The organism is Alysiella sp., from assembly GCF_030525755.1.
Lineage (GTDB): Bacteria > Pseudomonadota > Gammaproteobacteria > Burkholderiales > Neisseriaceae > Simonsiella.
The window spans coordinates 1-24,937 of record NZ_JAUNEC010000020.1 but is presented as its reverse complement, the minus strand read 5'-3'; the positions used below and the strand labels follow the sequence as shown (position 1 = coordinate 24,937).

The 24,937-nt window shown below is 45.0% G+C and carries 25 protein-coding genes; 5 read left to right on the top strand and 20 right to left on the bottom strand.

Annotated elements, in window-relative coordinates; translation table 11 throughout:
• The 3 genes from nuoB to waaA form a co-directional block, all read right to left on the bottom strand.
• Window positions 1–350: NADH-quinone oxidoreductase subunit NuoB (nuoB, locus tag Q4B82_RS05245; RefSeq protein ID WP_303065379.1), on the bottom strand; the 350-nt coding region annotated here is incomplete at its 3' end.
• Window positions 341–709, bottom strand: a complete 369-nt coding sequence (locus Q4B82_RS05240; protein WP_097113839.1) for an NADH-quinone oxidoreductase subunit A — start codon at window positions 707–709, stop codon at window positions 341–343. The genes Q4B82_RS05240 and nuoB, both read right to left, overlap by 10 nt.
• Window positions 710–935: 226 nt before the next feature.
• Window positions 936–2,210, bottom strand: a complete 1,275-nt coding sequence (gene waaA / locus Q4B82_RS05235; RefSeq protein ID WP_303065378.1) for a lipid IV(A) 3-deoxy-D-manno-octulosonic acid transferase — start codon at window positions 2,208–2,210, stop codon at window positions 936–938.
• Between the two features lie 201 nt (window positions 2,211–2,411).
• Here waaA and Q4B82_RS05230 point away from each other — a divergent pair, with 201 nt between their 5' ends.
• Complete coding sequence (locus tag Q4B82_RS05230; protein ID WP_303065377.1) at window positions 2,412–3,893, top strand: sodium:alanine symporter family protein; 1,482 nt, start codon at window positions 2,412–2,414, stop codon at window positions 3,891–3,893.
• A 270-nt stretch (window positions 3,894–4,163) separates the two neighbouring features.
• On the opposite strand, the gene fabF is transcribed toward Q4B82_RS05230, so the two are convergent.
• The 14 genes from fabF to hppD form a co-directional block, all read right to left on the bottom strand.
• Window positions 4,164–5,411: a beta-ketoacyl-ACP synthase II gene (fabF, locus tag Q4B82_RS05225; protein WP_303065376.1), complete on the bottom strand. Its 1,248-nt coding sequence runs from the start codon at window positions 5,409–5,411 to the stop codon at window positions 4,164–4,166.
• 246 nt (window positions 5,412–5,657) lie between these two features.
• Window positions 5,658–5,891: an acyl carrier protein gene (gene acpP / locus Q4B82_RS05220; protein WP_303065375.1), complete on the bottom strand. Its 234-nt coding sequence runs from the start codon at window positions 5,889–5,891 to the stop codon at window positions 5,658–5,660.
• Between the two features lie 163 nt (window positions 5,892–6,054).
• The gene (locus tag Q4B82_RS05215) at window positions 6,055–6,324 is read right to left on the bottom strand and encodes an oxidative damage protection protein (RefSeq protein WP_303065374.1); all 270 of its coding nucleotides are present in this window, start codon (window positions 6,322–6,324) and stop codon (window positions 6,055–6,057) included.
• Between the two features lie 100 nt (window positions 6,325–6,424).
• Window positions 6,425–7,054 (bottom strand): 3-oxoacid CoA-transferase subunit B, encoded by a 630-nt coding sequence (locus Q4B82_RS05210; RefSeq protein ID WP_303065373.1) that lies wholly within the window; start codon window positions 7,052–7,054, stop codon window positions 6,425–6,427.
• Window position 7,055: 1 nt separating this feature from the next.
• Window positions 7,056–7,757, bottom strand: coding sequence for a CoA transferase subunit A (locus tag Q4B82_RS05205; protein WP_368501331.1), 702 nt, complete (start codon window positions 7,755–7,757; stop codon window positions 7,056–7,058).
• 94 nt (window positions 7,758–7,851) lie between these two features.
• Entirely contained in the window at window positions 7,852–9,192 is a 1,341-nt protein-coding gene (locus tag Q4B82_RS05200) for a short-chain fatty acid transporter (RefSeq protein WP_303065371.1), read from the bottom strand.
• Window positions 9,193–9,280: 88 nt separating this feature from the next.
• Window positions 9,281–10,603: a TRAP transporter large permease gene (locus Q4B82_RS05195; RefSeq protein ID WP_303065370.1), complete on the bottom strand. Its 1,323-nt coding sequence runs from the start codon at window positions 10,601–10,603 to the stop codon at window positions 9,281–9,283.
• Window positions 10,604–10,612: 9 nt separating this feature from the next.
• On the bottom strand, window positions 10,613–11,137 hold the full coding sequence (locus Q4B82_RS05190) for a TRAP transporter small permease (protein ID WP_303065369.1): 525 nt from the start codon (window positions 11,135–11,137) through the stop codon (window positions 10,613–10,615).
• An 80-nt stretch (window positions 11,138–11,217) separates the two neighbouring features.
• A complete protein-coding gene (locus Q4B82_RS05185; RefSeq protein WP_303065368.1) occupies window positions 11,218–12,288 on the bottom strand; it encodes a TRAP transporter substrate-binding protein in 1,071 nt (356 codons plus the stop codon).
• A 38-nt stretch (window positions 12,289–12,326) separates the two neighbouring features.
• Window positions 12,327–12,968, bottom strand: a complete 642-nt coding sequence (gene maiA, locus Q4B82_RS05180) for a maleylacetoacetate isomerase (protein WP_303065367.1) — start codon at window positions 12,966–12,968, stop codon at window positions 12,327–12,329.
• 86 nt (window positions 12,969–13,054) lie between these two features.
• Window positions 13,055–14,443 (bottom strand): Na+/H+ antiporter NhaC, encoded by a 1,389-nt coding sequence (nhaC, locus tag Q4B82_RS05175; RefSeq protein ID WP_303065365.1) that lies wholly within the window; start codon window positions 14,441–14,443, stop codon window positions 13,055–13,057.
• Window positions 14,444–14,600: 157 nt separating this feature from the next.
• Complete coding sequence (locus Q4B82_RS05170; protein WP_303065364.1) at window positions 14,601–15,602, bottom strand: fumarylacetoacetate hydrolase family protein; 1,002 nt, start codon at window positions 15,600–15,602, stop codon at window positions 14,601–14,603.
• Window positions 15,603–15,670: 68 nt separating this feature from the next.
• Window positions 15,671–16,216 (bottom strand): VOC family protein, encoded by a 546-nt coding sequence (locus Q4B82_RS05165; protein ID WP_303065363.1) that lies wholly within the window; start codon window positions 16,214–16,216, stop codon window positions 15,671–15,673.
• Window positions 16,217–16,309: 93 nt separating this feature from the next.
• Window positions 16,310–17,395 (bottom strand): 4-hydroxyphenylpyruvate dioxygenase, encoded by a 1,086-nt coding sequence (gene hppD / locus Q4B82_RS05160; RefSeq protein WP_303065362.1) that lies wholly within the window; start codon window positions 17,393–17,395, stop codon window positions 16,310–16,312.
• Window positions 17,396–17,530: 135 nt separating this feature from the next.
• Here hppD and Q4B82_RS05155 point away from each other — a divergent pair, with 135 nt between their 5' ends.
• The 3 genes from Q4B82_RS05155 (at window position 17,531) to Q4B82_RS05145 (ending at window position 20,343) form a co-directional block, all read left to right on the top strand.
• Window positions 17,531–18,451 carry a LysR family transcriptional regulator gene (locus Q4B82_RS05155; RefSeq protein WP_303065361.1) on the top strand — a complete coding sequence of 307 codons (921 nt, stop codon included), beginning with the start codon at window positions 17,531–17,533 and terminating at the stop codon, window positions 18,449–18,451.
• Window positions 18,452–18,554: 103 nt separating this feature from the next.
• Window positions 18,555–19,736 carry an acetyl-CoA C-acetyltransferase gene (locus tag Q4B82_RS05150; protein WP_303065360.1) on the top strand — a complete coding sequence of 394 codons (1,182 nt, stop codon included), beginning with the start codon at window positions 18,555–18,557 and terminating at the stop codon, window positions 19,734–19,736.
• A 220-nt stretch (window positions 19,737–19,956) separates the two neighbouring features.
• Window positions 19,957–20,343, top strand: a complete 387-nt coding sequence (locus Q4B82_RS05145) for an MAPEG family protein (RefSeq protein WP_303065359.1) — start codon at window positions 19,957–19,959, stop codon at window positions 20,341–20,343.
• Between the two features lie 406 nt (window positions 20,344–20,749).
• On the opposite strand, the gene Q4B82_RS05140 is transcribed toward Q4B82_RS05145, so the two are convergent.
• Window positions 20,750–21,508: an SDR family oxidoreductase gene (locus tag Q4B82_RS05140; RefSeq protein WP_303065384.1), complete on the bottom strand. Its 759-nt coding sequence runs from the start codon at window positions 21,506–21,508 to the stop codon at window positions 20,750–20,752.
• A 99-nt stretch (window positions 21,509–21,607) separates the two neighbouring features.
• Between Q4B82_RS05140 and Q4B82_RS05135 the strand changes: the two genes are divergently transcribed.
• Window positions 21,608–22,108, top strand: coding sequence for a cytochrome c (locus tag Q4B82_RS05135; RefSeq protein ID WP_303065358.1), 501 nt, complete (start codon window positions 21,608–21,610; stop codon window positions 22,106–22,108).
• 328 nt (window positions 22,109–22,436) lie between these two features.
• Here the strand turns inward: Q4B82_RS05135 and Q4B82_RS05130 are convergent, their stop codons facing one another.
• Window positions 22,437–24,125 (bottom strand): M48 family metalloprotease, encoded by a 1,689-nt coding sequence (locus Q4B82_RS05130; RefSeq protein WP_303065357.1) that lies wholly within the window; start codon window positions 24,123–24,125, stop codon window positions 22,437–22,439.
• A 587-nt stretch (window positions 24,126–24,712) separates the two neighbouring features.
• Window positions 24,713–24,937 (bottom strand): hypothetical protein (locus Q4B82_RS05125; RefSeq protein WP_303065356.1); only part of this gene is annotated, 225 nt, incomplete at its 5' end.

Sequence of the window (24,937 nt, the reverse complement as noted above, 5' to 3'; positions counted from 1 at the left end):
CGCACCACCGAATAGGAATAGTGATAATAGCCACCCCCATTGGCGCACGAACCCATAGACAACACCCAACGCGGTTCTGCCATTTGGTCGTAAACGCGGCGCAGGGCGGGTGCCATTTTGTTGCACAAAGTGCCTGCGACAATCATCAAATCGGATTGTCGTGGCGATGGGCGGAAAATAATCCCAAATCGGTCAAGGTCATAACGTGCCATGCCCGCATGCATCATTTCCACCGCGCAGCACGCCAAACCAAAGGTAACAGGCCACAAAGAGCCTGTACGCACATAATTCAAAACGGTGTCCGCGCTGGCGGTAACGAAACCTTTATTTAAAACGCCTTCTATTCCCATTCCAGCGCACCTTTTTTCCATTCATAAACAAAGCCCACCGTCAAAACGACAATGAACACCAACATAGACCAAAACGCATACGCGCCCGTTTCCGCCATCAAATCTTTAAATACCACCGCCCACGGAATCATAAAAGCGACTTCCAAATCAAACAAAATGAACAAAATCGCCACCAAATAATAGCGCACATCAAATTTCATGCGCGCGTTTTCAAAGGCTTCAAAGCCGCATTCAAAGGGGGTGTCTTTTTCGTGGTAGTGGCGTTTGGGCCCGAGCAAATTGCCCAACACAATAAACGCTATGCCTGCCACCAAGCCAATAATCAAAAAAATCAAAACGGGAAAATAGTTTGCCAACATGGTAATACCCCAATGTTTATTGCTTTCAAGTAAAAGCAATGTAAATTTAATGCAACGCGGTATTTTATCAGTATTTAAATTTTTCTTACAGTATCGTATTTAAAAAAGTTTAAGATTTTCAATGATATAATGATATTTATTATTATTTAGATTCTAGAGCACAAAATAAGGCTGCCTGAAAACATGTTGTTCAGGTAGCCTTCGGGCTATTCTTGAATAGCAATTATTATGATTTTTTCTTTTCTTTCATTTTATTAGCAATCAAATCTGCCATTTTTTGTCCTGAACCACGATGCTTTTGTACAAATTCAATTGCCTTATTTTGTTGTATTTTTGTACTTTCGGGCAAGGTAAACCACTGTGAAACGATGTGTACCAATTCCGATGCAGTTTGTACTTGTACAGCAGCACCCGATGCCAATGCACCTGTACAGGCTGCCTGAAAATTGTAGGTGGAAAAACCAAATGCCACAGCTTTACCACAAGACAGAGGCTCAATGATGTTTTGGCAACCCGTATCCACCAAGCTGCCACCCACAAATACAGCATCGGCTGCCTGATAATAAGCAAACATTTCACCCATGCTGTCGCCTATCCAAACTTGGGTTTCAGGCAGCACAGGTTGTTCATCACTGCGTTTTTGTACTTTGAAACCGAAACGCTGTGCGGTATCAAAGGCTGCCTGAAAATGTTCGGGGTGGCGTGGCACAATGACCAATAAAGCATCAGGCAGTTTGTGTCGCTGCCATGCCTGCAAAATCAGTTCGGCTTCATCTGTATCACGGTGTACGCGTGTGCTGGCTGCCAAAAATACGCGACGATGACCAATGCGTTGTTTGAATGTTTCTGCTTGTGCTGCAGATTGCGGTGGTGGTGCAATATCAAATTTGGTGTTGCCGCAAATTTGTGGATTAATTGTGCCGATTTGTTGCAAACGCCGTGCATCTTCTTCATTTTGAGCAAAACAGGCTGATAAACTGTTCATGGCAGGTTGAATGAGCGGTAAAATTTTTTGGTAGCCATTAAGTGATTTTTCAGATAAACGGGCGTTTGCCAAAAAGAGGGGAACTTCGTTTTTCAGGCAGCCTTGCATTAAATTGGGCCAAATTTCGGTTTCCATCAATATACCCAATAAAGGTTGATGCTCACGCAAGAATTGTTGTACCCAGTCAGCACGGTCATAAGGCAAGTAACGACATTGTGCTTGGGGATAGAGTTGTTCAGCTATGGCACGACCTGTTGGGGTCATTTGCGTGATAAGCAAAGGGGCATTGGGAAAATGGACACGCAAAGCAGCAATTAAAGGTTCTGCTGCACGGGTTTCTCCAACCGAAACAGCGTGTATCCAAATGGCTTTTTGCATAGGATTGGGATAGGGCTGCCCAAAACGTTCAGGCCAATGTTTTAAATATTCGGGATTTTTTTGGGCGCGTTTGTGTAAATAGACACGAATAAGCGGGGTCGCAATCAACCACAACAATCGGTACAACAAGTTCATCAAACGTTCTCTCTTAGTAGATTTAGGCGGCATATGATAATGGAAAATTGATTAGGCTGCCTGAAACAATGATGATGAATGGTGCTTAATTCTGCACAATGTCGCAAGATGAATTAGAATAACGCACTTTTGCATTGGTTTAGTGTCAAATCGACACAAACAGTTTCAGGCAACCTAAATCGTAATTTTGAAAGGATTGAAAAAATGACTGAAAACCCAACACATTGGCTTGAACAACTGCATCAATTCATCAATGCAATCAGCGGACCACTATGGGATTGGCTGATTTGGATTTTGATTGGTGTGGGACTTTTTTTCACATTCAGCACAGGTTTTGTGCAACTGCGTTTCTTGGGACGCAGTATTAAGGAAATTCGCGGTAGTCGTCAAAATCCCAATGAACCTCACGGTATCACGGCTTTTCAGGCTTTTGTAACAGGTTTGGCAAGCCGAGTGGGTACGGGCAATATTGCTGGCGTGGCGATTGCGATTACTGCTGGCGGACCTGGTGCGGTATTTTGGATGTGGCTCACAGCCTTAATTGGCATGAGTTCTGCCTTTGCCGAATCGTCTTTGGCACAATTGTTCAAAATACGCGATAAAAAAACGGGCTTGTTTCGCGGTGGCCCTGCTTATTATATTGCACATGGTTTAAACCAACGTTGGCTTTCGGTACTGTTTTCTATTAGCCTGATTTTCTGTTTTGGCTTGGTTTACAACGCCATTCAAGCCAATACGATTGTGCAAGCGGTACAATCAGCGGTAGGCATGACACAAGCTCATGGCATTTCGGAAGAGACATGGTTACCATATAAACATGGTTTAGCAGCAATTTTGGTCATCATGACTGCACCGATTATTTTTGGTGGCATCAAACGCGTGGCACGTGCATCGGAAGCGATTGTGCCTATTATGGCTTTATTGTATTTGCTGGTTGCCTTGTTTGTTTTGCTTACCAATATCAATCAACTGCCTGAAATGTTTGCCTTGATTTTCAATGAAGCATTTAATTTTCAGGCAGCAGGTGGTGGTTTATTGGGTGGTTTGGTCTCACAAGCCATGATGTTGGGCATCAAACGCGGTTTATATTCCAATGAGGCAGGTCAAGGTTCTGCACCCAATGCTGCGGCTGCAGCTGATGTGAAACACCCTGTGTCGCAAGGTCTGATACAGATGCTAGGCGTTTTTGTGGATACTTTGATTGTGTGTTCAGCAACTGCATTCATCGTTTTACTTGCTGATTTGCCTGCAAATCCTGATTTAAGTGGCATTCAAGTTACCCAAGCCGCTCTGGAAACACACATCGGCGCATGGGCACAACAATTCTTGGCAGTGGTTTTGTTCATGTTTGCTTTCTCATCCATCATCGGCAACTACGCTTATGCCGAAACCAATATCCAGTATTTACACAGCAATCATGTGGTCTTAACGGTTTTCCGTATGATGGTGCTGGGCTTTGTGTATTTTGGCTCAGTGGCAAAAGTGGCAATCGTGTGGGACATGGGCGATTTGAGCATGGCAATTATGGCTTTAATTAACCTGATTGCGATTGCTTTATTGTACAAACTGGTGTTGCTGATGCTTAAAGATTACTCGGTTAAATTGAAAATGGGTAAAGTTGAACCCGAATTCAAATTGAATGAACACCCTGTTTTAAAACGAAAAATCAAGTCAGATATTTGGTAAAATGGGTTTTCAGGCAGCCTTTTGTGAATTTGGCTGCCTGAAATGATGCGAACGCATGGCAGGCATTATTGCCTTATCCCATTTAAATTAACACAGATAAGACGACAATGAAAGTTGCGTACACCTAAATACATAAGGGTGTTGGTAACACTGTGCTATTTGCATGTGAAACGACTATCAAATGGCAATACAATATAGAATATACAAGGCTGCCTGAAACCCACAAATGTTGTTTCAGGCAGCCTATTGTCTTTAATAAACCATGTATTGTTAATCTTCAAAACGCTTGAATATCAATGTTCCGTTTGTACCACCAAAACCAAAGGAGTTGGAAGCCACAACCCGAATTTCAGCTTTGCGTGCTTCATTGGCACAATAATCTAAATCACAACCTGCTTCGTAATCTTGGTCATGCAAATTAATGGTAGGCGGCACAATTTGGTCGCGCAATGCCAAAATACTGTACACAGCTTCTACACCGCCTGCTGCTCCCAATAAATGTCCTGTCATGGATTTGGTTGAGCTGATTAACAATTTTTGTGCATGCTCGCCAAATACCGCTTTAATGGCATTGGTTTCATTGGCATCACCCAATGGAGTGGACGTACCATGTGCATTCACATAAGCAATTTCGCTTACATCAATGCCTGCATCTTTAATGGCACGCGATAATGCCAAGGCAGGACCTTCGGCATTGGGGGCAGTAATGTGATAGGCATCTGAACTTGAACCAAAACCCACCAGCTCAGCGTAAATCGTTGCACCACGTCTTTTGGCATGTTCCAATTCTTCCAATACCAAAATACCCGAACCTTCACCCATCACAAATCCATCACGTCCTTTATCCCAAGGACGAGAAGCGGTTTCAGGGTCATCGTTACGCGTAGATAAGGCTTTCATGGCAGCAAAACCACCAATACCCAAAGTACAAATCGCACCTTCCGCACCGCCTGCAATCATCACATCTACATCGCCATATTGAATCAAACGAGCTGATTCACCAATCGCGTGTGAACCCGAAGCACAAGCGGAAACAATGCCATAATTGTGTCCACGATAACCCTTTAAGATGGTAATGTGTCCCGAAATCAGGTTAATCAAACTACCTGGAATGAAAAATGGGTTGATTTTACGCACCCCACCTTCAAAAACAGCTTTAGCGGTTTCATCAATCAAAGGTAAGCCACCAATGCCTGAACCAATGTTCACACCAACACGGTCTTTATCCAATTCGGTAAAATCGTCTAGTTTGGCATCGGCAATCGCTTGCAATGCCCCTGCGATGCCATAATGAATGAAAGCGTCCATACGGCGGGCTTCTTTGGGTGGCAAATATTGCCCAATATCAAAATCTTTCACTTCGCCTGCGACTTGACAGGTCAAATCAGAGGCATCAAAACGGGTAATTTTGCCAATACCGCTTTTACCTGCCAATAGGTTTTGCCACGCACTTTCTACGTCATTGCCCACAGGGGAAATTTGTCCCAAACCCGTGATGACAACTCTTCTTTGCTTCATAGGATTTTCCGTTTTGTTAATTGACCGCAGCACATTGAGATTGTGTCTAACGCTCAGACTGCCTGAAACGATAATTTATATTGAATTCAATTTAAACCAGTACAGCGTTACCAGTATCCTTATGTACTCGGTGGCTACGGTCGCCTTGTCCTGATTTAAATTGAATCCACTGCATCATCATGATGATGAAACAGCCCCCAATTTTCGGTCGCGTGCCGTAATCAGAGGCTGTTTGCTGTTTGGGTATTACGCTTGTTTGGCGTTCACATAATCAATGGCTGCTTGTACAGTCGTGATTTTTTCGGCATCTTCATCAGGAATTTCGCAGCCGAAAGCTTCTTCCAAAGCCATAACTAATTCTACGGTATCCAAAGAGTCTGCACCTAAATCATCTTGGAATGAAGATTCGTTTTTTACTTGGTCTTCGGCAACGCCCAGTTGTTCAGCAACGATGCTTTTTACTTTTTGTTCAATTGACATTTTTGGTAGTCCTTAAAAAATGATGCCTTGCGGCAGGAAAGAGAATGTTTTAGAGTACAATCCCTAATGGAAGTTGAAAGGGATTTTAAACGTTTTTCACAGAATTTGGTAGCTTTTGCTGCAAAATATTGTTAAGAACGTTTGAATTGGTTTTCAGGCAGCTTTAATCTTGCGGCACATAGCCTTGTACCGCATCGGCACCATCACCAAAAAAATAGTTTTCCATTTGTTGTGCCAAGTATTGACGCGCACGCGGGTCGGCAAGGCTTAAACGATTTTCGTTAATCAACATGGTTTGATGGCGCGTCCATGCTTCCCATGCCTCTTGGGAAACATTATCAAAAATGCGTTTCCCCAATTCGTTGGGCAAGGGTGGGAATTTCATGGCGGGTGCTTCTTTACCCAGCTTGATGCAGTTTACCATTCGGCTCACGGCAGTTTCCTTTGCAAGAATGAAAATATGATGGTAACAAATTTCAGGCAGTCTGCAAACACATGATGTTGTGGTTCATCAATAGGCTGCCTGAAAAGTACTACGGCTCAATGGATGCGCCTGTTGCTGCCTGAATTTGTTCAAAATCCACGCCCTCTGCCAATTCTACCAATTTTAAACCGTTTGGTGTGATGTCCAAAACACCCAAATCGCTGATGATGCGGTGTACCACTTTTTTACCTGTAAGTGGCAAATCACATTGGGGTTTGATTTTGAAAGCACCACCTTTAGCAGTGTGTTCCATCAATACAATCACGCGTTGCACACCAGCTACCAAGTCCATTGCACCACCCATGCCTTTGACCATTTTTCCAGGAATCATCCAGTTCGCCAAATCGCCATGTTCGGACACTTCCATCGCACCCAAAATCGCCAAATTGACTTTGCCGCCACGTATCATGGCAAACGATTGTGAACTGGAAAAGAAACTTGCACCCGTTGCTGTGGTAACAGTTTGTTTGCCTGCATTAATCAAATCTGGGTCAATTTCGGCTTCGGTTGGGAATGCGCCAATGCCCAATAAACCATTTTCCGATTGCAACATCACGTTTACACCCTGCGGAATGTAGTTGGCAACCAAAGTTGGTAAGCCAATGCCCAAATTCACATAAAAACCGTCTTGCAATTCTTGGGCGGCGCGTTGCGCCATTTGTTCGCGTGTCCAAGCCATATTATGCCTCTCTGATTGTGCGTTGTTCAATGCGTTTTTCGGGGTTGGGATTGCAGATGATGCGGTGTACATAAATCCCACTCAGATGGATTTGGTCTGGGTCCAAACTGCCTGTTTCCACGATTTCTTCAGCTTCCACAACCGTGATGCGTCCTGCTGTTGCCACATCGGGATTGAAGTTGCGTGCAGTTTTACGGAAAACCAAATTGCCTGATGTATCAGCTTTCCATGCTTTAACCAAAGCCACATCAGCGGTCAGCGAACGTTCCAACACATATTCTTGTCCATCAAATTCGCGGATTTCTTTACCTTGTGCAACTTGTGTGCCCACACCTGTTTTGGTAAAAAAAGCGGGAATACCTGCTCCGCCTGAACGCAGTTTTTCGGCTAATGTGCCTTGCGGCGTGAGTTCCACTTCCAGCTCGCCCGACAAAAATTGACGTTCAAACTCCTTGTTTTCGCCTACATAAGAAGCAATCATTTTTTTTACTTGACGCGTTGCCAACAACAGCCCTAAACCAAAATCATCTACGCCAGCGTTGTTACTGATGCAAGTTAAATTTTTCACACCACTGTCGCGCAAAGCGGCAATCAGGGCTTCGGGAATGCCACATAAGCCAAAACCGCCTACGGCAATGGTTTGACCGTCTGCCACAATGTCTTGCAACGCAACCGCCGCATTGGGGTAAAGTTTGTTCATAATATGACTCCTTCAACTGGAATAAATCATTAAAATGAGATGGAAAATATGAGATAGGCTGCCTGAAAAAATAGCGAATTTCAGTCAGCTTGCTGCTTTAAATGAAAACCGCAAATGCAACAGAAATCAAAATTCCTGAATACAGCAATGCCATCAAGCAATAACCCATTACTGCGCGTGCGTCCAAACCCACAATACCCAATAAAGGCAATGCCCAAAATGGCTGAATCATGTTCGTCCAAGCATCACCCCATGCAATCGCCATTGCCGTGTGAACAGGCTCAACCCCTAACGCCACGCCAGCAGGCAGCATAATGGGACCTTGCACTGCCCATTGTCCACCACCAGATGGTACAAAAATATTGACTAAACCTGCACTCCAAAACGCCAGAATGGGAAAAGTTTCACTGTTGGAAATAGCAATAAATGCTTGGGTAATCATGGCTGCCAATGATGTACCGCCTTCGTTTGCGCCCATCATCAAACCCATGATGCCACCGTAAAAGGGGAACAGCAACACAATGCCGCTGATGCCGCGCGCACTGTCTTCCATAGCACGACTGTAACGCTCGGGCGTACTGTGTGCCAAAATACCCAAAAACAGAAATAAAGCTATCACCACATTCAACGCCAAATTGAATCCTTTGCCACTAAAATGACCGTACAAATAAATTGCGCCCATTATCACCAATGCCAACGCCAATAAACGGCTGTCGTCCAATTTTTGTGCAAATGTGTTGCGTTCAGGCAGCGCAGGTGTGTCTTCTTTGAGTTTGGCAGGGTCAGCAATCAAAGGGGTTTTCGGCAGCATTGCCATATTCAAAAGCGGCAAACCAATCAATAAACCGAATACAATGACCAAGTTAAATGGTGCAAACAGGGTTTGTGAAACAGGTATGGCTGCCTGAATGGTTTGTCCCGAAATTTTGACCAAATCCGCCCCTTCGGTTGCCAATGCCAATGGAATTGAGCCAGACAAGCCACCATGCCAAATCAAGAAACCCGAATAAGCCGATGCCACCAACAGCGGATAATCCACTCCCTTTACTTGCCGCGCCAGAGCTTTGGCAAATACCGCTCCCACAATCAGTCCAAAACCCCAGTTCAGCCAGCAGCCCAATAATGCCACAATGGTAACTGCTGCAATCGCCATGCGTGGTGTTTTGATTTGACTTGCCAATCCGTCCAATACACGGCTGACAAATGGGGCTTTTGCCAAAACGTGTCCCGTCATCAAAATCAATGCCATTTGCATGGAAAAACCGAGCAATGACCATAAGCCATTACTCCAAAAACCTGCGGCTTGTAAAGGTGTTTGACCTGCCACCAACATTGCTGCTGCATAAGCCATAAGTGTGAGCAAAATGCAGAATACAAAGGGCGAAGGCAGATATTTTTGTACCAATTTAACACTTAATTCGGTTAAAACGCGCAACATGGTTCATCTCCTGATGTTTTTTCAATAAGTGTGGATAATGATGCAGTTTTCAGACTGCTTATGTTTGATTCAAAGGCTGCCTGAAACATTATGTGAGCCAATGCACCAAGCCTAAAGTTAAAGACGGCACAAACACCAGCAACATAATCCGCAATAAATCAAAACACAAAAACGGTAACACACCTTTATAGGTTTCTTTCATTGGCACATTTTTTGCCAAGCTGTTTATCACAAAAATGTTCATGCCAACTGGCGGTGTAATCAAGCCCACTTCCACCACCATCAACGCCAACACGCCGAACCAAATGGCTTTGTCGGTTGGGTTTAATCCCCAAAAGTCCATGCCCATAATCACAGGGAGAAACACGGGAATGGTGAGCAAAATCATGGACAAGCTGTCCATCACACAACCCAAAATCAGGTAAATCAAAATGATGGCGAACAACACGATTAAAGGCTGCATACCGCTATTGAGTACCCACTCCGCCACACCAGCGGGCATTTGCGACAAAGCAAAAAAGGCATTCAAAACATCTGCACCCAGCAAAATCAGAAAAATCATGGCCGTAGAAGCTGCGGTGTCCAAGACTGCCTGAATCATGCCATCCAGCGTCAATTCTTTGGTCAGCCACGCCAATAAGCCTACCGCCACTACACCGATTGCTGCGGCTTCTGTGGGCGTGAAAATGCCACCATAAATGCCGCCAATGACAGTAACAAACACAGCTACCACAGGCCAAACGCTTTTGAGCATTTGAATGCGTTCGCGCCATGCCATGCGTGGCATCGCAGGTCCGCTGTTGGGCACAAGGCGCACATAAATCGCCACAGCCAACATATAGCCCAACATGGCAATCAAGCCAGGCAACAACGCTGCCATAAACATGGACGAGACGTTTTGCTCCGCCAACACCGCGTAAATGACCAACACCACAGACGGTGGTATCAAAATACCCAAAGTACCACCTGCTGCCAATGCACCTGTGGAAAGTGCATCAGAATAACCTGCACGTTTGAGTTCAGGCAGTGCAACTTGTCCCATTGTCGCCGCCGTTGCCAACGATGAACCGCAAATCGCCCCAAATCCTGCACACGCACCTACTGCGCTGATTGCCGCACCACCACGATAATGCCCCAAAAAGGCATTGGCTGCCTGAAACAATCGACGCGATAAACCACCTCGTGAAGCCAAATTGCCCATTAACAGAAACAGCGGCACAACCGAAAGGTCGTAAACCGAAAAACGGGCATAAACAAAGGTTTTCAAATACGATACCAAAGGCAACCAACCCGAGAGCCAAACATAGCCCACACCACCTGCAAACAACATGGCAACACCAATGTGGACACGCAACATCAGTAAAACAATGGTCAATAAACCGATAAACAAACCGACAGTTACAGGTTCCATGCTTCCCCCTTAACATCCATATGAACGAATGTGTTGCCACGCGGTATAAAACGCGGTCAATCCCAATAAAAACAAGCCTGGTGCAATGGTCAAATGTGCCCACCATTCAGGCAATGCCAAAATCATGGTGGTGCTGTTTGAATTTTTGGTACTCAACATACCCAGTAAACTGCGCCAAGCAAGAAAAAAACCCACGCCAGAGAGCAATACGTTCGCCAAAATGTCCAGTACACGGCGCACAATTTTAGGGGCTTTGAGTGTAAAAAAGTCCACAATCACATGAGCATTTTTCATTTGTGCATAAGGTAAAAACGCCGCAACCGCCATGGCACAAGCAATTTGCACGATTTCCACATCGCCTTTGATGGGTGTATTAAACAGCCAGCGTCCCAATACGCTTACGGTACACAAAATGCAAATTACCACCAGCAATACCACACCACCATAAGCCGACCATTTGGACCAAGCATAAAGAAACCGCCCTACTTTATCGGGTGGCAGGGTTTCGGTTTGAGTAGAGTTTAAATCGGACATGGTTGAGTTCCTTTGGATTAGTGCAGGCTGCCTGAACATTTCAGGCAGCCTGTCATTTCATTTTGTCTTAAACCAAAATTTTATTTACCTTGCGCCACCAATTCACGCGCACGCTTGACCATCGCTTCGCCGTCATAACCTTTGGTTTTCATTTCGGCAATCCAATCGCTTTCCACTTTGCCAGCTACTTTTTGAATTTCAGCCAACTGTTCGCCTGTGATTTCATTGATGGCATTACCACGTTTAACCGCTTGTTCACGCGCAGCCTGAACCGACTCGTCCCATGCTTTACCAATGCTGGCGGCAAATTCTTCGCCCGAGTGTTTGTCTATCACTTGACGCAGATTTTCAGGCAGGCTCTCATAACGCTGCTTGTTCATCGCCACCACAAATAAAGCGCTGTACAATTCAGGCGAATTGATTTCTGAATGGTATTTTGTCATTTCGTGCAGTTTCAAGGTTGGCACAATTTCCCAAGGCAAAATGTAGCCGTCCACCACGCCTTTGGACACCGCATCTGCCAATCCTGGCATGGGTACACTCACGGGAATACCACCCAATGCTTCCACCATTTTGTTGGTTAAACGCGTGGGCGCACGCAGTTTTAAACCACGAATATCGGAAAGTTGCGTAATGGGGCGAACATTGTTGTGAATGTGTCCGCGGTCATGCACATTAAACGACAAGGGCTTTACAGCTTCAAAATCTTTCTGACCAAATTCTTGGTACATTTTCCACGCCACACGGCTACTGTTGGACGCACCTTGTGTCAAAAATGGAATTTCCATCACTTCCATGCTGGGGAAACGCCCTGGAGTGTAACCTGGCAAAGTCCACACAATGTCTGCCACGCCATCTTGCACTTGGTCAATCAGTTGTTGCGGCGTACCGCCCAACTGCATGGCAGGATAGAATTGACAAGAAAGCGCTTGATTGGAATCCACACCCAGTTTCTCGCACCAAGGTTCCAAAATTTGCTTTTGTACCATCGCGGTTGCAGGCCAAGGGTGGGCGATTTTCAGCACGATTTTTTCGCCCGCAGCAGAAGTAGCCGATTGAGATGCGCCACCTGTTTGATTGGCAGATTTATCGGAACAAGCTGCCAAACTCAAAGCAGCAAAAACAGCAGTAAGCAGGATTTTGGTTTGCATGGTCATTTCCTTATTTGAAAGTGTGATGATAAAAAGTTTCAGGCAGCATCGGCTTGATTTTCGGGAGCGGCCGCAATGAATGCGGGCAATGTGTCGCACTCATCGGCAATCCGTACGATTGTGGGATATGCACCCAAATCAATATTGAAACGGCGTGCGTTGTAAACTTGAGGCACCAAACAACAATCTGCCAAAGTAGGCACATTGCCATGACAAAAACGCCCTGTTTGTGGGTTTTGCAGTAATGTTTCCAAAGCCACAAAATTTTCATGTATCCAATGGGCATACCATGCATTTTTGGCGGTTTCATCTGCACCAAGCTGGTTTTGCAAATATTGCAATACACGCAAATTATTGAGTGGATGCGTATCGCAGGCAATCAGTTGTGCCAGCGCACGAACGCGAGCACGACCAAGTGCATCAGCAGGCAAAAGCGGATTTTCGGGATAGATTTCGTCTAAATATTCCACAATGGCGAGCGATTGAGTCAAGAATGCGCCTTGATCTTCCAAAGTGGGAACAAGTTTTTGTGGATTGCGTGCAGCATACGCCACTTGTTTGTGTTCGCCACCGTTTTTCAGCAAAGAAACGTATTCAGTCTCAAATGGCAGATTTTTCAATGCCAACGCGATGCGAACGCGGTAGGCAGCAGAGCTGCGAAAATAGGAATAGAGTTTCATGTGTGCTTTCTGGCATATTGGGTTTTCTGGCTGCCTGAAAAGCCCGTCTTTTAATCAGTCGCTTTACTGTTCAGGCAGCCACGCAATCAGGCTTCTGCATCTTTTTTACTAATGGTGAACCCCGTGAAGCCATAAATCAGCGTTAAGAATAAGCTGAACCAACAGAAGAAGGCATACGGCACATAGCTGATTACAGGCACACCCAAAATCCCTGCCAAGAACACGCCATACACGCCCCAAGGCACAAGCGGATTGATGACCGTGCCAGCATCTTCAATAGTGCGTGATAAATTGCGTGGATGTAAATTCAGTTTGTCGTACAAAGGTCTAAAGGTGTTGCCTGTTAAAAGCAAACTTAAATATTGTTCGCCAACCAATACATTGATGCCGAAAGCGGTGGCTGCTGCTGTGGCGGTTGCTCGTCCGATATTGGTCAGTAGGTGGGCAATGCCTTGCAACAGAGCAGGCAAAATGCCCAATCCATTAAGTAAACCACCCAAACTCAATGCCAAAAATACTATGGTTTGTGTGAAAAACATGCTTTCCATGCCGCCACGTGAAACCAGTTTACCCACCGCACCCAAATCCACGCCTTCGGCAGGTTTGTAACCACTGAAAAACCAGCCACCCAGTTGTGCCAAAGTCGGACTGCTGTGGGTGTAAGTGATGATGAGTGATACAATTACAGTCGCAATAATCGTGTAAATCGCGTTCACTTTCAGCACCGCCAACACAATCAGCACCACAAAGGGCAACAGTGCGATGCCGTGTACCAAACCGCTGTCGGTCAGTTGTTTTTGCATGGTGGTTACATCGTTCAAATCGGCGTTGGCAACATTACCCGTTAAAAACCAGAAGCATGCGGCGGTCAGCAACCACGCGGGTACAGTGGTGTAGAGCATATTGCGAATATGGTCAAACAAATCAATGCCAACTATGGACGCGGCAATGCCTGTGGTATCCGACAAGGGCGACATTTTGTCGCCAAATAAAGCTCCTGAAACAGCGGCACCTGCCACAATCGCAGGATTGGCATCAAAGGCTTCTGCCATACCCAAAAACGCCACGCCAGCGGTGGCACAAGTGGTAAAACCGCTACCCAACGCAATGCCGATGATGGAACACAAAATAAACGCCGATAAATAAAACATTTGTGGCGAAATCAGGTTGAAACCGTAATACATCAGCGTGGGAATGGCACCTGACATCATCAGCGCGGAAACGAGCAGACCAATGAAAAAGAACAGATAAATCGCACCAATGCCCGATACCACGCCTTCGGCCATTTTCTCCTGCATGGCATCAAAAGTAAGACCGCAAAATTTGCCATACGCCAACAAACCACACATCACAATGATGATGGAAATGTGTGGCACCCAACCTAAACCAATCATGGTGATGCCCAGTATGGCAACAATTAAACCCGCAATCGGTACAGCTTGCACGGGTTTAAGCTGAATTAATGATTCTTTCATCATGCGTTTCCTTTGCTTCTATTTCGTTTTGTCAAAACCTTAACTCTTGTTTTAAATTTTCAGGCAGCCTGACACGCGCATCAAGGCTGCCTGAAAATGTGCCAACCGTAATCATGAGTTTAATCAGTTGCTTTTTTTATAATAATGAATGTCCAGTTCAATATTGCGTGTTCACACGATTACGGATTGTGCCAAAAATGTTGTTGCCATCTTTGTCCAACATTTCAATTTCCACCACATCGCCATGTTGCATATAGGGGGTTTGTGGTGCGCCTGTTTCAATGGTTTCATACATGCGGATTTCTGCCAAACAGCAGTAACCCACGCCACCGTTGGCAACCGATGAACCGTGTAAATCACCTTGTTTATTGGACACCGTTCCCGAACCGACAATCGTACCTGCTTCTGCATCGCGTGTTTTGGTAATGTGTGCCAAAAGTTGCCCAAAATTGAAGGTCATGTCCTGCCCTGCATTGGGATAACCAAACAATTCATTGTTCAATTTCACACGCAAAGGCAAATGCACTTTGGCATCACGCCACGCATCACCCAATTCATCAGGCGTAACGGCAACAGGGCTGAATGCACTGGCAGGCTTACTCTGAAAAAAGCCAAAACCTTTTGCCAATTCAGCAGGAATCAGGTTACGCAATGAAACATCATTGACCAACATGAGCAAACGCACGGCTTGGGCTGCTTCTTCGGATGTTGCACCTTGTTTTAAATCGCCACTTACCACCACTACTTCGGCTTCAAAATCAATACCCCATTCAGGCTTTGCCAAGATGTCATCACGCGGTGCGATAAAACTGTCTGAACCGCCTTGATACATCAAGGGGTCTTCGTAAAAAGACGCTGGCACTTCGGAATTGCGTGCTTTGCGTACCAATTCAACGTGGTTTAAATACGCCGAACCGTCTGCCCATTGATAAGCGCGTGGCAAGGGCGAATGGCATTGTTCAGGGTCAAATGATTCGCCTTGATTGGGGTTGGCATTGAGTTCATCGTAGATTTTTTTCAGGCTGCCTGAAACATTGTCCCAATCGTCCAAAGCAGCTTGTAAAGTTTCAATTTCAGGCAGCGTGTAACGGCTTAAATCGCGGCTAACTACCGCCAAACGCCCATCGCGTCCGCCTTGTTTTAAAGTGGCAAGTTTCATAAAAAATCCCGTTGTTTAGTGATGAGTGATTGATGTTGGCGGCTTACAGGCTGCCTGAAAACGATTTTTTATACTTCTGGCGGCTCTGTGCCATCGTGTATCCAACGTGCGTGCTGTGGTGCGCGTTTGGTTTGCGCCCATTCATTGAGCATATCCCATTTGACACGGTCAAGGGCGCGATACATTTTTTCGGTCGCAACTTCGCAGGCCAATTCAATGCGATGACCATTGGGGTCAAAGAAATAGATGGAATGGAATAAAGTGTGATTAGTAGGACCCAATACATCAATACCGTCTTTCTGCAATTTCTCTTTGGTGGCAAGCAAAGTGTCCATGTCTTTGACTTTCAAAGCCAAATGCTGTGTCCAAATTGGGGTATTGGGGTCGCGTCCCATTTCGGGGCGCGTGGGCAATTCAAAAAACGCCAAAATATTGCCACCGCCTGCGTCCAAGAAAATGTGCATATAGGGGTCATCTTCGCCCGTTGATGGCACTTTGTTTTCGGCAATCGCCAGTACAAAACGCATATCCAAATGTTTTTGATACCATTCCACAGTTTCTTTGGCATCTTTGCAGCGATATGCCACATGATGCACGCCTTGAGTTAAGGACATGATGTTCTCCTTAATAGAGTGAGATTTAAGGGCTTTCAGGCAGCCTTTACCCTTGTGATGCGTGTACATATCTAAGACTGCCTGAAAACACAATTATGCTTCTACATTCAATGCACCACGGCGGATTTGGTCGCGTTCCAAAGATTCAAACAAGGCTTTGAAATTGCCTTCACCAAAGCCGTCTTTGTAGTCGCCTTTGCGTTGAATGAATTCAAAGAACACAGGTCCTAGCATGGTTTCAGAGAAAATTTGCAATAACAAACGGGGTTGTCCGCCTTCTGTGGTGCCGTCCAACAAAATACCGCGTTTTTGCAATTCAGCAACGGGTTCACCGTGTCCCGGCAAACGCTCTTCCAACATTTCGTAATAAGTGTCTTTTGGTGCAGTCATCAAAGGAATGCCTGCAGCACGCAGTTGGTCAATGGTTTCCAATAAATTGTCGCTCAAAAGGGCGATGTGTTGAATGCCCTCGCCGCCAAATTGCATCAAGTATTCTTCAATTTGCCCGCCGCCTTGTTTGGACTCTTCGTTAAGCGGAATGCGGATTAAACCATCTGGTGCGGTCATGGCACGACTGGTCAAACCTGTGTATTCACCTTTGATATCAAAATAACGGATTTCTTGGAAATTAAACAATTTTTCATAAAAACCTGCCCAATAATCCATGCGACCGCGATACACATTATGGGTTAAGTGGTCCACAATTTTCAAACCGTAGCCTACTGGATTGGGGTCTACATCGGGCAAAAATTCAAAATCAATATCGTAAATGGATTTGCCGTCTTCAAAACGGTCAATCAAATACAAAGGTGCGCCACCAATACCTTTAATTGCAGGTAAACGCAACTCCATAACCGAAGTGGGAATATCAATCGGTTGTGCACCCAATTCCAAAGCACGTTCATAAGCCTTGTGGGCATCGCGCACACGAAATGCCATACCACAAGCTGACGCGCCGTGTTCAGCCGCAAAATACGCTGCATGACTTTTGGGTTCACGGTTCACAATAAAATTGATGCCACCTTGACGGTACAACAACACATCTTTAGAACGGTGCTTTGCCACCAAAGTGAAGCCCATTTTTTCAAAAATCGGTTCCAAAACATTAGGCGTGGGCGAGGCAAATTCCACAAACTCAAAACCACACAAACCCATTGGATTATCAAATAAATCAGCCATTTTCAAACTCCTTCATTTACGGTTGTCAAAATCGGTTGCTTTGGCAGTGCTGCCACCGATGCTTGCAGTACATCATAAAATAAGGAATAATTATCACACAAACAGTTTTTTATTAAACATTCATTGAGAAAAATGATGAATATCAGTCTGCGTCAACTTCATGCTTTTACCGCTGTCGCCGAACAAGGCAGTTTCAGCGCAGCGGCGCAAAAATTGCACTTAACCCAATCGGCATTAAGTGGTCTCATCAAAGAATTGGAAACGCGACTGGATATCCGTCTGTTTGACCGCACCACACGCCAACTGCATCTTTCCAATGCAGGTTTGGCTCTGTTGCCCTATGCCAAACGTGTTTTGAATGAAACCGCCATTTTATCTGACGAAGCACGACGTTTACGCAATGGTAACAGTGGACAAGTAAAAACCGCGATTTCACAACAACTTGCCGCTTCTGCCATGCCCAAATTGATTGCCGCATTTCGGCAACAATTTCCCGATATTGGCGTGCAGTTGGTGGATTGTTCCGTAGAGCAAGTGATTGCACAGGTTCACAGCGGCGATGCCGATTTTGGTATTGGACCTGAACGTACCACACCCGAAGACATTCAGGCAGCCTTATTGTTTACCTTACCATTTTACGCGGTTTTGCCACCGCAACACCCTTTGGCCAATCACCAAACCGTCAGTTGGGCGGATTTACAAAACGAAAAATTGATTACACTCAATGGTTCATTTACCGAAAAACTGTTGGCTTCGCTGCCTGAAAACTTGGCGCAGATTTTTCAGGAACACAATTATTCGGTCAATTTTTTGTCCACCGCATTGGGCTTGGTCAAAAATGGCACAGGCATCACATTTTGCCTGCCTTATGCCGCCGACTGGGTGCAAAATCACGGCTTGGTCATGCGACTTCTGACCGAGCCTCAAATTGAACGCCGCTTTTTCATTTATCATCGCCAAAATCGCAGCTTGTCTGCCACCGCCGATACATTCCGCCGTTTTCTGACCGAGCAAGAACAAGAAATTTGGGCAAGTGGCATGAAATCGGCAATGTAGTCTCTGCTTTCAGGCAGCCTCACAGTAAAACGATAAAAAATCTTTTAGGCTACCTGAAAAGCCCACAATCTTTTTTCCAACCGTTTTATTAAAGGAGGTTACCATGTCTTCCACCGTTGTCATTGTTGCCGCCAAACGCACACCCGTTGGCAGTTTTTTGGGTAGCTTGGCTTCTCTGTCTGCACCACAACTGGGCAGCATCGTAATTCGTGCTTTGCTTGATGAAACAGGTGTCGCACCCGAGCAAATTAGCGAAGTAATTATGGGCAATGTTTTGACTACTGGCGTGGGACAAAATCCCGCCCGTCAAGCCGCCATTAGCGCAGGCATACCACAAAGTGTACCTGCTGCAACCGTAAATGTGGTCTGCGGTTCAGGCTTGTATGCCATACGCCAAGCCGTACAAAGCATTTTGAGCGGCGACAATGAAATTGTCATCGCAGGCGGTCAGGAATCCATGTCGCAAGCACCACATTTTATGAATGTGCGTCAAGGCAAAAAAATGGGCGATGCCACGCTGACCGACAGCATGGTCGCCGATGGTTTGACCGATGTGTATCACGGCTACCACATGGGCATCACTGCCGAAAACATCGCCGAAAAATTGGGCATCAGCCGCGCCGACCAAGATGCTTACGCGCTGCAATCGCAACAACGCGCCACCGCTGCGCAACAAAGTGGACGTTTTGCCAATGAAATCGTGCCTGTTGCCATACCGCAACGCAAAGGCGACCCTGTAATTTTTGCCCAAGATGAATACATCAAAACCGATGCCAACGCCGATGACATCGCCAAATTGCGACCTGCTTTTAAAGCCGATGGCACAGTTACCGCAGCCAACGCTTCGGGTCTAAATGACGGTGCGGCCGCTGTGATGCTGATGACTTTGGCAAAAGCACAATCTTTGGGTTTAAAACCACTTGCTGCGGTCAAAGCCACCGCTGTTGCGGGTATTGCACCCGAAATCATGGGGCTAGGACCTGTTCCCGCCATGCAAAAAGTGTTGGCACAAAGTGCTTGGTCAGTAGATGATTTGGACTTGATGGAAGCCAACGAAGCTTTTGCCGCACAGGCTTTGGGCGTATGTCGTGAGTTGGGTTTGGACAGCGAAAAAACCAATGTAAACGGCGGTGCGATTGCAATTGGACACCCGATTGGTGCATCAGGCTGCCGCATTGTGGTTACACTCTTGCACGAAATGCAACGCCGTAATGCCCAAAAAGGCGCGGCAACTTTGTGCATCGGCGGTGGCATGGGTGTAGCGGCAACTTTTGAGCAGGTTTAAACAACAGCATAACTGGGGCAAAACGGTTTTCAGGCAGCCTTTACACACACCAAAGGCTGCCTGAAAATCCCAAACCGTCAAGCCATTTTTCATCATTAAATACAATACACGACAAAAATCTTTCAGCTATCGAAGAAAATCTGCATATCCGCCTTTAATCAAGGAAAGAGAATAGAAATCAGCACATTGTCGCGTACTGTCCATCATCAAGGAAAACCGAATGACTTTTGCCTATTTCAGCATTGTGATTGTGATGTGTTTAAACTGGTTTTGCGCCGCTTACGCCAAAAAATCAGGCGGTTTCAACTTTCATCAACACAATGCCAATCCACGCGATTTTCTTGCCCAAACCACAGGCAAAGCCGCCCGTTTGAATGCCGCACAACAAAATGGTTACGAGATTTTTGCGCCTTATGCAGCAGCTGTCATCATCGCACATTTCACGGGAGAAGCCAGCCAATTTACCCTTAATTTTTGGGCAGCGGTATTTATCCTGTCGCGCATAGGTTTTATTTGGGCTTATGCACAAAACAAAGCCAAATGGCGTTCGCTGCTTTGGAGCGTGGGCATGGTGGCAATTTTGGCATTGTTTATTGCTGCTTTCTAATTTGAAACAGCCATACAGTCGCAGAATTGAAAAGGCACTACGGCGTTGCCAACGCCCTTATGTACCATGTGTACGCGGCAGACATTGTCGCCTTGTATTGCTTTTTCATTGCCAGAACCATACAAAGCGGGTTGCATTTGACAATTCGGACACGAAGTTGGTCTTACAGACAAATGGGGTTAATTCAAGGCAGGTTAGCGTAGCAAACTTGCGAAGCCGAAATACAAGCGAATGCACGCCATTGGCGCATATTTTCAACGCAGAATGGGGCAAATTAAGCACAAAAACAAGCGCGAAACGACTCCGCTTCACTGGTCAATAGCCACTAGGCAGATATGAAATCTGCCCCTACAAACCAAGTTTTGCAAAGATTTTAGGCTGCCTGAAAGTTTAAGGCAGCCTGAATTTATCCCTGTCTATGCACATTTAAAGCTGCAAAACTTTGGGATACAGGCATGATTTCTATGCTGTTTACATTCATATGCGGTGGCGTTTGATATAACCACAAAGCAGTTTGTGCGATGTCTTCGGGCAATAAAGGCTGTGCGTTTTCATACAAAGCAGCGGCACGTTTCTCATCGCCACGAAAACGCACATGGGAAAATTCCGAACCGCCACACAAACCAGGTTCAATATTGCTCACGCGCACACCTGTTCCATGCAAATCAGCACGCAAATTCAAACTAAACTGTCTCACAAAGGCTTTGCTTGCACCATAAACATTGCCACCTGGATAAGGGTAAGTGCCTGCGATTGAACCTAAATTGATGACATAGCCACGACCACGCGCCACCATTTCAGGCAGCAACTGATGCGTTAAATACACTAAACCCAATACATTGGTTTGCAACATAGTTGCCCAATCAGCAAAATCGGCTTCTTGCGCCTTCTCCAGACCCAACGCCAAGCCCGCATTGTTAATCAAACAATCGATTTCACAAAAACTTTCAGGCAAGCTTTTGATGTTGTCCAAAGCTTGCTGAACCGAATGTTGGTCGCCCACATCCATCGTAACAAATTGAAAACGCACGCCCAATTCCTGCTGCAAATTTGCCAGTTTATCACTTCGTCTTGCCGCACCAATCACACAATAGCCTGCCTGAACAAAGGTTCTACACATTGCCGCACCAAAACCAGCCGATGCACCCGTAATCAAAATTGCCATAATTAGCCTTTCTTTACATAAAATCAGGTAAGATACCGCCATTTTGCTGCCTTTCAGGCAGCCTTTTATCATCATAACATCATCAACAGGAAACACACCATGAAATACCCTTTTATTGCCCTCATTTTCAGCGCAAGTTTGGCTGCATGTGGGCAACAATCTCCCAATAACACCGACAATACCGCACCCATTGCAGCATCTAACGGCATGACTTTTGCACATGGCAAAGGAAGCATCTCCGAAGACCGCAGCGCAGCATTCAAATCCTTCATGCCCACTTTTTCCGAAATGCGTAAAATGGCAAATGGCGACACTGCTTTTGAACCCGAAAAATTCAAAGCTGCCGCCGAGCGTTTTACCCAAGAAGCACGCGCACCGTTTGATTCATTCCAAAACGACCCCAACGGCAATGGCGATGCTATGCCTGCAATTTGGTTAAAACCTGTTGAATTTAAATCAGAACAAGACAAATTCTTGGCAGCTGTAGATAAATTGAACACCGCAGCACAAGGTGGTAAATTAGACGACATTAAAGTGGCATTCGGCGAGGCAGCAAACAGTTGCCAATCGTGCCACGACAGTTACCGTAAACCCAAATAAGCACCATTGTGATGCACTCACCCCGATAATAGACTGAAATTTTTGCCAACCCCATTTTCAAAGGCGCATAAGGGCGGATTTCCTATCCGCCCTTTTTCTCATTTGCAGATAAAAACGGTATAGTTGCAGAAGTGAAAAATGCAGTACAAGGCGACAACGTACTGCTTTTTCACTTCTGCAACTATACTTAACGATTTTTATCTGAAACGACCATACAGTCCCCAATAGAACAAATATGAAATTTGTCCCGTGAACCGAGTTTAGCAAAGATTTCAGGCTGCCTATCGGGTTGAACACATTCAGACACAGTCTCGCGCAGCAATGGACTTTATGCCACGCCACCTACCGCCCAATGTGGACGCTGTAAACGCAGGCACAAGTAACGCCACAAAACCATGTGGTTGCCTGAAAGTTTTGCTGATTGGATACGCAGACATTCTGTTTTGCTGCGTTCGTCCCAATTTTGTGCATTAGCAAGTGCAGCATCAAGTTGTTGCAAGCTAACCATTTCAGGCTGGCTTAAAATCTGCCACGCACTTTCTTTGTCTATTGGCTGGCTTTCAGGCAGCGTTAAATCAAGATAAGCTGCCATAACACGCCACAATAAAGCCGCATGATGGTCTTTGATTTGCATGAACCATGTTTGACAGAGATTTTGCCAATCACTTTGTGGCTGCATCACGAAAGCAGGCAATAAGGCTTCCAAAGCATAAAGGGCTTGTTTGGGCGGACTTTGGCGCAAACGTATGGCTTTATCTGAACCAGATGCTGCCTGAAAATCGGCTTCAATTTGCAACAATATGCTTAATCCAATGTTGGCAGCTTCATGGTCATATTGTGTGTTTTCCCATGTTTTGGGTAAGGGTGCAATAAGGGCTGCTGGGGAACGGTATTGCTTGATTTTGTTTTCAATTTGGGTTTGATGCTGACGATAACTTTGTTCATCTCTGCTGTTTTGCACAATTACATCGGTAAACGCTGCCTGAAAAACAGCGTGATACCGATATTTTCCTTGTTGATAAACCAAAACACTCTCCCATTCTGCAATGTCATCAGCCAATCGTTTGGCTTCTTGAGCATCTAAATTGGCAATCCGTTCAATCAATGGTGGATGAGTTGCAATTAAACGGGTATTCAGGCTGCCTGAAAGGTCGCCAAATAACATATGAGCAAATTCTGTCGCATAATGTGCATGCAGTAAATGGCTGTTTTCTTGTGCTATTTTACATAAAACATTGATAAGTGGTTGACTTTGTCGCGTGTATTGCACTGCCGCCATATCCGCCAATAATTCGCGCTTACGCGAAACAGCTGCCTGAATCCAAGTTGCCCCTATACTGCCTACCGAACCCACTAATAAAAGTACCATACCGATGATTTGAAAAGGCAAAAGAGGCAATATAACCGATACTGCATTATCAAATAAATGATTATCCACATTCTTGTTGCGACGATATTCGTCTGCTTTTTCGTCATATCCAAATAAAAAATAACGCCCCGCAGAAGCCAAGCTGTGCAAACCACATAAATAAGCACTGAGTTTCATGTTCAAATGCATATCACCATGCACAATATGACTGAATTCATGTGCCACCAATGCATGTAATTCATCACGGTTCAAACAAAGCAATGCCCCATTTGTGATACCAATTACTGCATCATTGGTTTTTAAACCAGCAACAAAAGCATTGATGCTGTTATCTTTATCCAGTACATAGACCGTTGGAGCAACAATGCCTGCTGCTAATGCGGTTTCTGCCACCAAATTCATCAAACGGCGTTCCATAAATGTGCTTTCTTTCCACATTAAACGCCGCCCCCCCAACATTTGCGCAACAACTTTGCCACCTTGTTTAAATAATTGATGTAAACGCATGACGCTTAATGTCGTCATCAACAAAAACAGAACACATGCTGTCCAACAAAAAGTAGCAAACCAGATATCACCCAAAGGTTCTGGTCTAATACAAGCAATCAATGTCCCCAGCATCAATGATGCCGATAAAACGGTTAACATGAGACAAAACACATACATAATAAGTAATTTTTGAGTTTGCCATTTCAAATGATTTTTCTTATGAAACAAATCATTACTCCTGTTTTAGTTGTTAAAATTAAGAATAATTAAGGCTTTACCCACTCTCTTTATGTATTCAGGAATACACCAGGGTTGCTGTATCCCTACCTTAATTCTTATTTTAAACGACTGTATAGTGAACCGAATAGAGAATGGAACACGATGCAGAATGCAACTTGTTGCACCAAATTCATGTTTTATAAGGAAAATATGAAATAGGTTGTATCCTACACTTGTCCTATTTTGAAATGAATTAACCATAAATTCAAGTTACAGCACCGTAAATTGACAGACGAATATGGCATAAAGTAGCATTCGACAATGGAAAAAGCATTGAACGTAAACCATACATACCCCAAAAGAACCAATAAAATCAATGGTGAATTATTGCGAAAAGACGTAGAACAATTTCCTGATGAATTTCAAAGAAAGCGAGCAGTTTGTTTTAACTGTTCATAAAGAGACATTGGTGTGGCAACTTAAACAACTGAAAATCACCCAAAAAAGATACTTAAACACCCCAAAGATCAACTCATAAGTGTCATTATATTCAATAACTTATGTTTTATTGAGTCATACGATTTTGTGGTTGCCACCATACTGGCCTGATTAAATTTACTTGAGCATACTTGGGCTTGGATTAAGTATTTGTACCAAGACTGGTTATTTGGGATTGCATTCATTCTTCTTTGTTTTTTAATTTCTTTAAAGACAACGTTGTTTGCCATTTCGTGAGTCATATTTTTGAACTG

What these genes read in the sequence shown, in the direction of transcription:
- Q4B82_RS05240 (WP_097113839.1), bottom strand. Translation starts at nt 709, where the DNA reads ATGTTGGCAAACTATTTTCCCGTTTTGATTTTTTTGATTATTGGCTTG.
- Q4B82_RS05230 (WP_303065377.1), top strand. Translation starts at nt 2,412, where the DNA reads ATGACTGAAAACCCAACACATTGGCTTGAACAACTGCATCAATTCATC.
- fabF (WP_303065376.1), bottom strand. Translation starts at nt 5,411, where the DNA reads ATGAAGCAAAGAAGAGTTGTCATCACGGGTTTGGGACAAATTTCCCCT.
- acpP (WP_303065375.1), bottom strand. Translation starts at nt 5,891, where the DNA reads ATGTCAATTGAACAAAAAGTAAAAAGCATCGTTGCTGAACAACTGGGC.
- Q4B82_RS05210 (WP_303065373.1), bottom strand. Translation starts at nt 7,054, where the DNA reads ATGGCTTGGACACGCGAACAAATGGCGCAACGCGCCGCCCAAGAATTG.
- Q4B82_RS05200 (WP_303065371.1), bottom strand. Translation starts at nt 9,192, where the DNA reads ATGTTGCGCGTTTTAACCGAATTAAGTGTTAAATTGGTACAAAAATAT.
- Q4B82_RS05195 (WP_303065370.1), bottom strand. Translation starts at nt 10,603, where the DNA reads ATGGAACCTGTAACTGTCGGTTTGTTTATCGGTTTATTGACCATTGTT.
- Q4B82_RS05190 (WP_303065369.1), bottom strand. Translation starts at nt 11,137, where the DNA reads ATGTCCGATTTAAACTCTACTCAAACCGAAACCCTGCCACCCGATAAA.
- Q4B82_RS05185 (WP_303065368.1), bottom strand. Translation starts at nt 12,288, where the DNA reads ATGCAAACCAAAATCCTGCTTACTGCTGTTTTTGCTGCTTTGAGTTTG.
- maiA (WP_303065367.1), bottom strand. Translation starts at nt 12,968, where the DNA reads ATGAAACTCTATTCCTATTTTCGCAGCTCTGCTGCCTACCGCGTTCGC.
- nhaC (WP_303065365.1), bottom strand. Translation starts at nt 14,443, where the DNA reads ATGAAAGAATCATTAATTCAGCTTAAACCCGTGCAAGCTGTACCGATT.
- Q4B82_RS05170 (WP_303065364.1), bottom strand. Translation starts at nt 15,602, where the DNA reads ATGAAACTTGCCACTTTAAAACAAGGCGGACGCGATGGGCGTTTGGCG.
- Q4B82_RS05165 (WP_303065363.1), bottom strand. Translation starts at nt 16,216, where the DNA reads ATGTCCTTAACTCAAGGCGTGCATCATGTGGCATATCGCTGCAAAGAT.
- hppD (WP_303065362.1), bottom strand. Translation starts at nt 17,395, where the DNA reads ATGGCTGATTTATTTGATAATCCAATGGGTTTGTGTGGTTTTGAGTTT.
- Q4B82_RS05155 (WP_303065361.1), top strand. Translation starts at nt 17,531, where the DNA reads ATGAATATCAGTCTGCGTCAACTTCATGCTTTTACCGCTGTCGCCGAA.
- Q4B82_RS05150 (WP_303065360.1), top strand. Translation starts at nt 18,555, where the DNA reads ATGTCTTCCACCGTTGTCATTGTTGCCGCCAAACGCACACCCGTTGGC.
- Q4B82_RS05145 (WP_303065359.1), top strand. Translation starts at nt 19,957, where the DNA reads ATGACTTTTGCCTATTTCAGCATTGTGATTGTGATGTGTTTAAACTGG.
- Q4B82_RS05140 (WP_303065384.1), bottom strand. Translation starts at nt 21,508, where the DNA reads ATGGCAATTTTGATTACGGGTGCATCGGCTGGTTTTGGTGCGGCAATG.
- Q4B82_RS05135 (WP_303065358.1), top strand. Translation starts at nt 21,608, where the DNA reads ATGAAATACCCTTTTATTGCCCTCATTTTCAGCGCAAGTTTGGCTGCA.
- Q4B82_RS05130 (WP_303065357.1), bottom strand. Translation starts at nt 24,125, where the DNA reads ATGTTAACCGTTTTATCGGCATCATTGATGCTGGGGACATTGATTGCT.